The organism is Paenibacillus sp. FSL K6-1330 (genome assembly GCF_037976825.1).
GTDB lineage: Bacteria > Bacillota > Bacilli > Paenibacillales > Paenibacillaceae > Paenibacillus_AQ.
This window is the reverse complement of the sequence record NZ_CP150269.1, coordinates 128,238-140,000: the sequence shown is the minus strand read 5'-3', so window position 1 is coordinate 140,000 and position 11,763 is coordinate 128,238. Positions and strand designations below refer to the sequence as shown.

The 11,763-nt window shown below is 48.6% G+C and carries 10 protein-coding genes and 1 other RNA gene (1 of these 11 cut by a window edge); all 11 read right to left on the bottom strand.

Annotated elements, in window-relative coordinates; all coding sequences use genetic code 11:
* A protein-coding gene (gene recR, locus NYE54_RS00650; protein WP_071222338.1) for a recombination mediator RecR crosses the window boundary here: on the bottom strand, positions 1-459 show its 5' portion. 141 nt of this gene lie to the left of the window's left edge; the window shows 459 of its 600 coding nt (coding positions 1-459); its start codon is at positions 457-459; its stop codon lies off the left edge, out of view.
* 25 nt (positions 460-484) lie between these two features.
* On the bottom strand, positions 485-796 hold the full coding sequence (locus tag NYE54_RS00645) for a YbaB/EbfC family nucleoid-associated protein (RefSeq protein WP_009595540.1): 312 nt from the start codon (positions 794-796) through the stop codon (positions 485-487).
* A 41-nt stretch (positions 797-837) separates the two neighbouring features.
* A complete protein-coding gene (gene dnaX, locus NYE54_RS00640) occupies positions 838-2,550 on the bottom strand; it encodes a DNA polymerase III subunit gamma/tau (protein ID WP_098741282.1) in 1,713 nt (570 codons plus the stop codon).
* Positions 2,551-2,844: 294 nt separating this feature from the next.
* Positions 2,845-3,111, bottom strand: an RNA gene (ffs, locus tag NYE54_RS00635) — signal recognition particle sRNA large type.
* A 117-nt stretch (positions 3,112-3,228) separates the two neighbouring features.
* Positions 3,229-3,426 (bottom strand): 50S ribosomal protein L31, encoded by a 198-nt coding sequence (gene rpmE / locus NYE54_RS00630; RefSeq protein WP_006207505.1) that lies wholly within the window; start codon positions 3,424-3,426, stop codon positions 3,229-3,231.
* Positions 3,427-3,604: 178 nt separating this feature from the next.
* Positions 3,605-4,882, bottom strand: a complete 1,278-nt coding sequence (locus NYE54_RS00625) for a radical SAM protein (protein ID WP_339269293.1) — start codon at positions 4,880-4,882, stop codon at positions 3,605-3,607.
* 32 nt (positions 4,883-4,914) lie between these two features.
* Positions 4,915-6,243 (bottom strand): transcription termination factor Rho, encoded by a 1,329-nt coding sequence (gene rho / locus NYE54_RS00620; RefSeq protein ID WP_071222335.1) that lies wholly within the window; start codon positions 6,241-6,243, stop codon positions 4,915-4,917.
* Between the two features lie 153 nt (positions 6,244-6,396).
* On the bottom strand, positions 6,397-7,656 hold the full coding sequence (locus tag NYE54_RS00615; RefSeq protein ID WP_071222334.1) for a UDP-N-acetylglucosamine 1-carboxyvinyltransferase: 1,260 nt from the start codon (positions 7,654-7,656) through the stop codon (positions 6,397-6,399).
* Positions 7,657-7,962: 306 nt separating this feature from the next.
* On the bottom strand, positions 7,963-8,817 hold the full coding sequence (gene fba, locus NYE54_RS00610; RefSeq protein ID WP_076326392.1) for a class II fructose-1,6-bisphosphate aldolase: 855 nt from the start codon (positions 8,815-8,817) through the stop codon (positions 7,963-7,965).
* Positions 8,818-8,991: 174 nt separating this feature from the next.
* Entirely contained in the window at positions 8,992-9,384 is a 393-nt protein-coding gene (locus NYE54_RS00605) for a response regulator (RefSeq protein ID WP_339269290.1), read from the bottom strand.
* Between the two features lie 272 nt (positions 9,385-9,656).
* Positions 9,657-11,258 (bottom strand): CTP synthase, encoded by a 1,602-nt coding sequence (locus NYE54_RS00600; protein ID WP_071221150.1) that lies wholly within the window; start codon positions 11,256-11,258, stop codon positions 9,657-9,659.
* Positions 11,259-11,763 lie beyond the last annotated feature (505 nt).

The window sequence follows — 11,763 nt, the reverse complement described above, 5'->3', positions numbered from 1 at the left end:
CGCCGTTGCCTCTCCTTCGATATTGGCATTCGTGGCCAGAATCAGCTCTTTCACTCTCTCATCACTAAGACGTGTCAGCAGCTCCTTCAGACGGATTTCATCCGGTCCGATCCCTTCCATCGGAGATATGGCTCCGTGGAGGACATGATAGTAGCCATCGAATTCCTTCGTACGCTCCATCGCCACAAGATCCTTGGCATCCTGTACAACGCAGATGGTCGAAGCATCCCGGGTCTTGTCCTGACATACCCGGCATGGATCCGTATCGGTGATGTTGCAGCAGACGGAGCAGTAGTGCAGATTCCTTTTGACACTGACTAGCGCTTTGGCAAAATCAATAACGTCATCTTCCTTCATGTTCAGAACATGAAAAGCCAGGCGGGCGGCCGTCTTCGGCCCCACACCCGGCAGTCGCGTAAAGGCGTCGATGAGCTTCGCGATCGGTTCAGGATAGTACAAATGTAACTACTCCTTCTAGGTTAGATTAGAACAAGCCCGGAATTTTCATGCCGCCTGTGAATTTGCCCATATCAGCATTTGCGATTTCTTCAGCCTTGGCAAGTGCATCGTTAACCGCAGTCAGTACCAGATCCTGCAGCATTTCCACATCATCCGGGTCAACTGCCTCAGGCTTGATGTTGATGGACAAAATTTGTTTATGTCCATTCGCTTCCACGGTAACCACGCCACCGCCGGAAGTTCCTTCAACGGTTTTCGTAGCGAGCTCTTCCTGAGCCTTCAGCATTTGCTCCTGCATCTTTTTCACTTGCTTCATCATTTGGTTCATATTATTCATGATTCATCTCTCCTTATAAATAGGGTGCACGTAGGGACGTGCTAGTCTTTTATGACAACGAGGTCTTCTCCAAACAACTGGATCGCCTCATCAATCCATGGTTTCTCCCCACCGGCCTCCGCTTCTTCATGCTCAAGCTTAAGCTCCTCTGCCTGAGGTTTGCCCACTCCTTCTACCGCGTCACTCCAATCACGAAGCATCATGGTAACCAGATGATACGGCTTGCCAAGCGTGGACTCAAGAACCCCTTCAATCACCTGTTTGTTGGCAGGTTTCTCCGTGGTTTCGCGGTGGATGTTGTTTTTAAAAGCGACAAGAACCTTGTCTTCCCATACGGACACAGGTTCTCCATCCATCAGCCAAGCGTGGACCGTCACCTTCTCCTCTTTCACATTCTGCAGAATTTGGGCCCACTGTCGATGAACAGAAGTATAATCCTCCCCCGTTCGGCAAGATATATACTGATCCATATGCTGCGGGATCTTGGCTGATGAAGCTGCTTTCGGTGCCGGTGTACGGGTGGACTTGGCCGGTTCACGTTGACCAGATGCAGGAACACCGTTTTGTATCAGTCGCTCCAGCTTTTTCTCAAGTGAGGCTACATGCTGCTTCAGCTGAGCGAGCTCCCCCGCATCGGCTGTATTCTGAGCTCTGGCCCCACCCGCTGATTGAGTTATACCGGAAAGCTTGAGCAATGCCACCTCAAACAGAGTCTGCGGCTGCGAGGCGTATTTCATCTCACTCTGATACCGGTTCAGCGTATCGATCATTTGAAATAGTTCGTCTCGGCTGAAGGCATTCGCCATCTCCTGAAACTCTGCCGGATTCAAAACCCGGTCGGTCAGCTTATCGGCGCTAGGAACCATCTTGATCATCAGCAAATCGCGGAAATAATACAGGAGATTCTCCATGCATTTATCTGCACTTTTTCCCTCCTGCATGAATTGCTCCACGATCTGCAGCACAAGTCCGGCATCCCCCTGTTTCACGGCACTGGCCAGACGGCCAAACTGCTCCGAGGCAATCCCGCCCGTCATGTCCATGACCTGCTGGTAAGATACCGTGCCTCCTGTGAAGGAGGCAATCTGATCCAGAATGCTCAGTGCATCCCGCATACCGCCATCCGATAGACGTGCTATATACTGCAGTGCTTCAGGCTCTGCCGTAATGCCTTCTTCTCCGCAAATCTGCTCCAGACGCCCGGTCTGTTCGTCCAAGGAAACCCTCCGGAAGTCAAACCGTTGACAGCGTGAGATGATCGTTGCCGGAAGCCTGTGGGGCTCTGTTGTCGCTAGTATAAACATCACGTGTGCCGGCGGTTCCTCCAGCGTTTTCAATAAGGCATTGAACGCTTCCGTCGTCAGCATGTGTACTTCATCGATAATATAAACCTTACGCCGCACCTCGGTCGGTGCGTATTTGACTTTCTCCCGCAAATCACGGATTTCTTCGACACCGCGGTTGGATGCAGCATCGATCTCCTGAACATCCATGACGGCTCCGGACGTTATACGCCGGCAGGCCTCGCATTCATTGCAGGGTTCCTCAGCCGGACCATGCTCGCAGTTCACGGCTTTGGCCAAAATTTTAGCGGCACTGGTCTTGCCCGTACCCCGTGGACCGCTGAACAGGTAGGCATGCGAAACCCGCTGCTCGCGAATGGCATTCTGCAGGGTCTGGATAATATGCTGCTGGCCCACCATGTCGCCGAACGACTGTGGTCGCCAAGCACGATATAACGCGATATGTTCCACTGTGCTTTACCCTCTTTCAACTTCCACTTCACGAGATCGAGAAAACCTTAAGTTTATACTAAACCCGATCCTCGCGTGCTTTACTGTTGCATTCATGGTCATTCCCAGCCAAAAAGGCGTGAGTTTAACGGTTATATTATACTACATTCTATACTACTTTCCCCTGCCTTAGCAAAACGTTTACTTGGAAAACTTTATCCAAAGTGCACATGAAGGATCAGCTTGAATGGATAGCCGTTTCGACAAAAAACACCCTTGCCAATATGGCAAAGGTGTTATGTGCAGATATGTATACCGTGCACCTGTTATTGATAATTGCGATCCGAGCGGCAATCCTGAGCAACAACTCGGGCTAGGCACCCCTCCGGCACAAAAGCGATCTTGCTTATGGCTGCTTCCTTCCGGACCTGACCAGGTTCACAAGTGCTCATTGCGGAGGACCCAACCGTCAACGTTGAGCGCAGGGACCAGCCTCACATCGACAATACCTCTAACAGGAATTCAACCTCGCTACAGCGGATTGCGAGTTACAGGGCACCGCTACCTCCCCGTCTAGCACGGCGAACTTTAGTATATCGCATGGCTATCAAAAAAGCAACCGACGGAAGAAGTTGCATACTCCACCAGCCCTGTAAACAGACAAAAACCCTTCGACCGCAAGGGCGAAGGGTTTGTTTATTAGATACCGTATTTCTTCTTGAATCTATCAACACGACCGCCAGCATCCAGGAATTTCTGTTTACCTGTGAAGAACGGATGACAGTTCGAGCAAATCTCTACACGAAGATCTGGTTTTACAGAACCTGTTTCAAACGTATTACCGCAAGCACAAGTAACTGTAGTAACGTGATATTTCGGTTGAATATCTTGTTTCATTGTAGCTTTCACCTCTTTCCGCCCTGAGCCTCATGCGGACCCAGAGTTATATGGACACATAAATGGAGTATATCACGAGCAAAATGAATGCGCAATAGCTCATACACAAATCATCAGACAAGTCCACAATTGGAATTTCAACCTGTTTTTAACACATCCGATGTTCAGTACGGTTCTGTTAAATAATCGATGGTCTCTTCTTCGGTCTTGCCTGTCCTGCAGGCGGCACATGCGTATAGGAGCCAATCACCACATCTGGCAGCTCCTCTTGCATAATCTCAATCGCCTGCTTCATCCCCAGAATCTCGCCTTGTGCAGGCGGAATAAGCTCGAGATAGCTCTCAGGGTCAATGTTGAGATTGCGGAGCTGAATCAATTTGAGACCCGTGCGGCGGGCAAACTCAATCATGGCTTCCAGCTCTTCCTCGCGATCAGTTACGCCCGGGAAGATCAGATAGTTGATGGAGGTATATACACCTTGATCGGTTGCATAACGAAGAGATTTCTCCACATTGGCCAGCGTATAGCCCCTTGGCTTGTAGTATGCGTTATAATGATCATCCAATGCACTGATCGTGCTGACCCTCATCAGATCAAGACCCGCATCCACGATACCACTGATAAAATCAGTTAGTCCCGCATTGGTATTAATATTGATGTATCCCATATCAGTCTGTGCCCGAACTTCTCTCATGGCTTCTATAATGATCTTCGCCTGCGTGGAGGGTTCTCCCTCACAACCTTGGCCAAAGCTGATGATCGACTCCGGTGTCTTCAGATGCTCCAGCATGACCTGTACCAACTCATCCACTTTCGGACGGAAGTTCATACGGGTCTGTGGCGAGACAAAGCCGCTGTCATCCGGCTGTTCCGAAATACAACCGAAGCAACCGGCATTGCAAGAGTACGATACAGGAACAGCGCCTTCCCAGCGATTCAGGAACGTATTGGAAGCCGTCAGACATTCATAACCTAATGCACAGTTAGACAGATGCTCATAGAGCCGATTCTCCGGATATTTCTCCTTCAGCGTCTTAACCCCAAGCTCAAGATCGTTCAGATCGCAGTTCACCGGGTTCCACTTCTCCGGGTCATCGGATAAACGCGCTGTTGTATAGAAAGCGCCATCCTTCCATACCACCGCCGAGTAACCAAATAGCGGCAGCTTATATTCCTTGTCCGACTTCACGTATCCTGGCAAGCACAACCGGGTATAGCCTTGCGGCAACAGCGCTCCGACAGCAGTGTACCCGTCCTCAAGCGGCATCATATCACCAGTCTCTGGATCCATTCCGATCGCTCGGGTGCTCGGTAGTCCGACCAATGTAGCCCCCTCTGGCAAAGGGATTAATTCATCATCCAATATCTCAACGATCATATCTCCGCTGCGGGCAAGCCCAAACAGATCAGAATGATCATATACATTCCCTTGCTCATCTGCATAAACCAAATACATGTTGATCTCCTATTCTCCGGTTGATTCAGGACTTAGCTCTGAGGGGCCGTCGCAGCCGATGCGCGCGATGGGCGTCTAGCTGTCTGGCTCTGAGTCCCGGTTCCGCTCCCGTTATTGGCATTCACATCAAATGATGCCAAGAACTCCGCGTTATTCTTGCTGTCACGCATTTTTTTGAGGAATCCTTCCACAAAGTCAGCAGAGTCGTTCATATTTTTACGGATCGCCCAAATGGTATCCAATTCATCCTTGTTCAGCAGCACCTCTTCACGCCGGGTACCGGAGCGACGAATGTCGATCGCCGGAAAAATACGGCGTTCCGCAAAGCGGCGGTCCAGATGCAGCTCCATGTTGCCTGTCCCTTTAAATTCCTCATAAATAATGTCATCCATCCGCGATCCGGTTTCAACCAAGGCTGTAGCCAGAATCGTCAAACTTCCGCCTTCCTCCACGTTACGCGCCGAACCGAAGAAACGTTTCGGACGATGGAATGCCGCAGGATCAATACCGCCACTCAGCGTTCTGCCGGACGGAGGAATGACCAGGTTGTACGCACGGGCAAGACGGGTGATGCTGTCCAGCAATATAACAACGTCCTTCTTATGCTCCACCAACCGCAAGGCACGGGACAATACCAGTTCCGCCACTTTAATATGGTTCTCCGGAAGCTCGTCAAAAGTAGAAGCAACCACCTCGCCCTTAACGGAACGCTGCATATCCGTCACTTCTTCAGGCCGTTCATCGATGAGTAAAACAAACAGTTCAATCTCTGGATTGTTGGTTGAGATGCTGTTGGCGATTTCTTTTAAGAGGAGCGTTTTCCCTGCTTTTGGCGGTGCTACGATTAAACCGCGTTGTCCTAAACCTACAGGTGCAAGCAGATCCATAATTCGGGTTGACAACTGATTAGGGGATGTTTCAAGAACAAGCTTTTCTTGCGGATATAGAGGAGTCAAGGCTGGGAAGTGCAATCGTTCCGCTGCGACGGCAGGATTCTCACCATTCACGGCGTTGACCTGCAGCAGCCCGAAGTAACGTTCGTTCTCTTTAGGTGTCCGGCATTTGCCCGAAACCAAATCTCCGGTCCTTAAATCAAATTTACGAATCTGGGAGGCCGAAATGTAGATGTCCTCCGTGCTCGGTAAATAGTTGATCGGTCTAAGAAAACCGTAACCTTCCGGCAAAATCTCAAGTACGCCCTCCATGAACATCAAGCCGCTCTGTTCGGCCTGCGCCCGGAGAATGGCAAATATCAATTCTTTTTTCTTCAACTGGCCATAATAAGGGATCTGATACTTTTTGGCCAGCTTATACAGATCCGTCAGCTTCATGCCTTCCAAATCGGCTATTTGTAAATCCATTCAATAACCACCTATTCAATTATTTGTTTCTGTCACAGCAAGTCCTGCTGCATGTAGTCTATTATTCTATGAGAGCTTTACTAGGAGCATTACCCAAATCAGAGGGAGATATGCAGTTTTAACCACACATTTCCCTCGTTTTGGTAAAAAAAATCATTCTTCCTCAGTTTCACGCCATACGTCGGCACCCAGCATACGCAGATTGGATACCAGATGGTCATAGCCGCGGTCAATGAATTCTACACCACTTACCTCCGTTACCCCTTCGGGTACGGTTAGTCCAGCAATGACAAGAGCCGCGCCTGCGCGCAGGTCGGTCGCCTTGACTTTGGCTGCGTTCAGCGGACCACCTTCTATAATAGCAGAGCGTCCCTCCACGCGGATTTTGGCGCCCATGCGAACTAACTCCGGAACATGTTTAAATCGGTTACTATATACAAAATCACTAAGGACACTGACGCCTTCCGCTTGCGTAAGCAGGCTGGTCATCGGTGATTGCAAATCCGTTGCAAATCCAGGATATATAAGCGCCTTAACGTCCACATGCTGGTATCGATCCTTACCGATCACGCGAATGCTTTCGTCCAGCTCCTCAATACCAACACCCATCTCGATCAGCTTGGCCGTAAGGGCTTCAAGATGTTTCGGGATGACATTGTCAATCAGAACATCGCCGCGTGTAGCTGCGGCAGCAATCATATATGTACCGGCCTGAATCCGGTCTGGAATAATGGAATGTCGGCAGCCATGCATCTCGGTTACGCCTTCGATCCGGATCGTTTCCGTTCCGGCGCCCTTAATGACAGCTCCCATGGAATTCAAAAGTGTTGCAACATCTATAATTTCAGGCTCTTTCGCCGCATTTTCAATAATTGTGGAGCCTTTGGCCTTAGCAGCCGCCAGCATAATATTAATCGTTGCACCAACACTGCTCACATCCAGATAGATCTTCGCGCCCCGCAGCTCTTTGGCATGCAGATGAATCGAACCGTGTTCATTGGTGACGGTTGCGCCAAGCGCTTCAAAGCCCTTGATGTGCTGATCGATGGGACGAGGTTCAAAATTACAGCCGCCCGGCAGGCCGATCACGGCTTCTTTAAATCTTCCAAGCATGGCGCCCATCATATAGTAGGACGCGCGCAGTTTCTTAACGGGTCCGTTAGGCATCGGAATAGATTTGATATCAGAAGGGTCAATTCTCATCTGATTGCCTTCCCATGAAACTTGCCCGCCCAATTCTTCCAAAATCTCAGCATATACAGCCACATCGCTGAGAAGCGGCAAATTATCAAGTACGACTTCCGATTCCGCCAGGATTGCGGCGGGAATTAACGCAATAGCACTGTTTTTGGCACCACTGATTGTTACAGTACCTCGCAGTGGGCGTCCACCGCTGATCATCAATTTTTCCATAAGCTTTCGGGTCCCCCTACATCACTTCGCAGCCGGAAATGGTTCTGATGGCCGTCATACAAGAAAAACGTCTTATCGACGTTCCTAAAGGATGACAGACCGCATTTTGCGTTCTTTTTTGTTCTCGATTATCCGGTTGTGAAGCTCACAACCCGCTTGTACTTTTGATACTTAATAAATGAAATGGAAAAACACCGGCTATGCGGTGTGCTTTCCATTTCATTGTATACTACAGCATAAGACAGCCTAAATATCTTAGGTGATTCCAATCATCATGTTGTGGCCACTAGACTACAAGCGACTTTATTAGGCTTGATTGTTGGAACCAAACTCACGGATTTTGCCAACCACAGTTTCCTTGATTGCCTCACGGCCTGGTTTCAGGAATGTGCGTGGATCGTAAGCTTCTGGTTTAGCAGCAAGCACTTCACGAACAACTTTAGAGAAAGAAATTTGGTTCTCGGTGTTCACGTTGATTTTGGAAGTACCCAAGGAGATAGCTTTCTTGATGTCATGCGTCGGGATGCCTGTACCACCATGAAGCACCAACGGAAGTTTCACAGCATTGCGAATCTCTTCCATCTCTTTGAAACCAAGGTTTGGTTCGCCTTTGTAAGGACCATGAACAGAACCAAGTGCAGGCGCCAATGTGTCGATGCCTGTCTCGTTCACGATGCGCACGCAATCGTCCAGCTTCGCGTACATTACATCACCGATGACGTCATCTTCTTGTCCACCGACCATGCCGACTTCAGCTTCAACGGAAACGCCTTTGGCATGAGCATACTCAACGACTTGTTTCGTTGTTGCAATATTCGTCTCAATCGGGCTGTGGGAATCATCGATCATAACCGAAGTGAATCCTGCATCGATTGCTTCTTTACATTTCTCAACACTTGAACCGTGGTCAAGGTGAATGGCAACAGGAACTGTCACTTTCAGGTCCTCCATCAAACCTTTTACCATGTGTACGACGGTGCTGAATCCACCCATATAACGAGCTGCGCCTTCGGAAACACCAAGAATTACTGGTGATTTCTCTTGCTCAGCCGCTTCAAGAATCGCATATGTCCACTCCAGGTTATTGATGTTGTATTGACCAACAGCATATTTACCTTCAAGTGCTTTGTTCAGCATGTCTGTCATTGATACTAATGGCATGGTTTCATCCTCCTATAGATGCTTAGTTTGTCTATGGTTTTTAGCCGATATAACACACGGACTTATTATACCACATCGCGTCATAAATACTAAACAAGCATTTCCTAAAATGCTGCGAAGGACCTCACATTCTGACAAAAAAAAGAATTCCGCCCTTTGAGCAGAATTCATCATTCAACCGATATTATTGGCGGTCCCTTTCAGCTGCATATTGACGGCTTGCCGCATCTCATCAATATCAAAGGGTTTGGTAAAATGCATCAACGCACCAAGATCGGTTGCTTCCTTGATCATGTCAAGCTCTCCATAGGCAGTCATCATGATCACCTTAATGTCCGGATTCATCTGTTTAATATGCTTCAAAATCTCAAGCCCGTCCATTCCAGGAATTTTCATATCCAGCAGCACCAAATCCGGGGTATGCGTCTTCACAATTTCAAGTGCAGCCTTGCCATTCGCCGCTTGAAACGTCTCATATCCTTCACTGCTGAACACTTCTACAAGCAAGATGCGGATACCATTCTGGTCATCCACAATCAGCACTTTGTGTTTGCTTTCTTTGCTCATCCCTTCAACCTCCCCGATACTTAAATCGTACAATGAGTATATGCAAACTCGAAAGTTCCTAACTTTCCCATAAACCGACCATTATTTGTATTCGCTTGTAGATGTCGAATTCCTTCCTGTCCTAAAAAAACTAAGAAAAAAAGATGTATGAATTTGTTGTATCCGAAAGCGACAGCTCTGGACATCCGATCTGAACGTCAGCTTACCCTGTCCACAGTTATGACAACGGCTTTATACGCAAAAAAGAGCCTCTGCAAAAGAGGCTCTTCCCATTATGCCTGATGCTGGATCGAGGCTTTTACAAATTCACGGAACAGCGGCTGCGGACGGTTCGGACGGGACGTGAATTCCGGATGGAATTGCACAGCAAGGAACCAAGGGTGTCCTGGCAGCTCTACAATTTCTACCAGACGTCCATCCGGAGAAGTACCGGATATACGCAGGCCTGCTTTTTCAATATCTTCGCGGTATTGGTTATTGAACTCATACCGGTGGCGATGTCTTTCATAAACCAGCTCGTCCTGGTAGCAGGACTCTGCAAGCGATCCTGGAACCAGCTTACATGGATACAGACCCAGGCGCATCGTTCCGCCAAGATCCTCAATATCCTTCTGCTCCGGCAGCAGGTCAATGACTGGATATTCGGTAGCCGGATCAATTTCCGAGCTGTTCGCGCCGTTCAGGCCGACAATCGAACGGGCATATTCAATAACGGACACTTGCATCCCAAGACAAATGCCGAAGAATGGAATATTGCGTTCGCGAGCATAGCGGATCGCGCTGATCTTGCCTTCGATACCCCGATCTCCAAATCCACCCGGTACAAGAATACCGCCAATCCCACTTAACGCCTCTTCCACGTTGTCTGCCGTAATTTCTTCGGCATTCACCCAGCGGATCTTCACATCGGCATTAGCATCAAAGCCTGCATGAGACAGGGATTCAACAACACTGAGGTAGGCATCGTGCAGTGCGACATACTTACCGACAATCGCAATCTCAACGGTCTTCTCCAGCTTGGATACACGCTCCACCAGATCCTCCCACTCGCTCATATCCGGCGCAGGGGTGGTCAATTTCAAATGATTGACAACAATTTCATCAAGGCCTTCTTCACGCAGATTCAGCGGTACCTCATACAGCGAGGAGGCATCGCGACACTCTACAACCGCGTTAGGGTCGATGTCGCAGAAGAGCGCGATTTTTGCTTTCATCTCGGTTGAAAGCTCATGCTCCGTACGGCACACGATAACATTCGGCTGAATGCCGATACTGCGGAGTTCTTTTACACTGTGCTGGGTCGGCTTCGTTTTCACTTCACCGGCTGCCTTAATATATGGAATGAGGGTTACATGAATATACATCACGTTCTCACGGCCAACGTCACTCTTAATCTGACGAATAGCCTCAAGGAAAGGAAGGCTTTCGATATCGCCAACCGTACCGCCGATTTCGGTAATAACCACATCCGAACCCGCTTCACGGCCTGCACGGAACACACGCTCCTTGATTTCGTTCGTAATATGAGGGATTACCTGCACGGTACCGCCCAAATATTCTCCCCGACGTTCCTTGCTGATAACAGAAGAGTATACTTTCCCTGTTGTCACATTGCTGTTCTTCGACAGGTTAATATCGATGAAGCGCTCATAGTGTCCCAGGTCCAGGTCGGTTTCCGCACCGTCGTCCGTAACGAATACTTCGCCATGCTGGTAAGGACTCATGGTGCCTGGATCTATATTAATGTACGGATCGAATTTCTGAATCGTTACCTTGAGCCCTCTGTTCTTAAGCAATCTACCGAGCGAAGCGGCGGTAATTCCCTTACCAAGAGATGACACGACCCCGCCTGTTACAAAAATATACTTTGTCACTGTTAAAAACCCTCCTATATAATCTCCATAACTTCAGGCGACATATGATGTTTATCCTAACCCGTTTTCCCCTGATTCATCAGAGGGACCAACAAAAAGCATCGCTCGCTTCCAAAAATGGTGAGCGAGCTGACCTCCGACCTATTACAAACCGCATATATTGACGCTTAAATGATCCTCATATCGAGCCGCTTAACCCGGCATACGTTATGAGGCTTCAAGACGAGCGGTTTCCATACCTCATCTTAAACAACTTGGAATATTCACTGCAAGAAACCATGAAAGTCCAGTCCACACAGGAAGGATGCTTCCACAGCCCAAAGAAAAAATGTCTATCGACAAACTTCCAGAAGACAGACCGCTTTTGATAAGGTAGTTCTCTAGCGTTATTAGGTCCAGAAGCTAGCGTCATTTACACTTTCTGAGCCTTAAAAACAAAAAAAGTGACCCCGAAAAAATAACGGGGCACTTTTATATTAAACATATTTAATCCACAATCATAAGC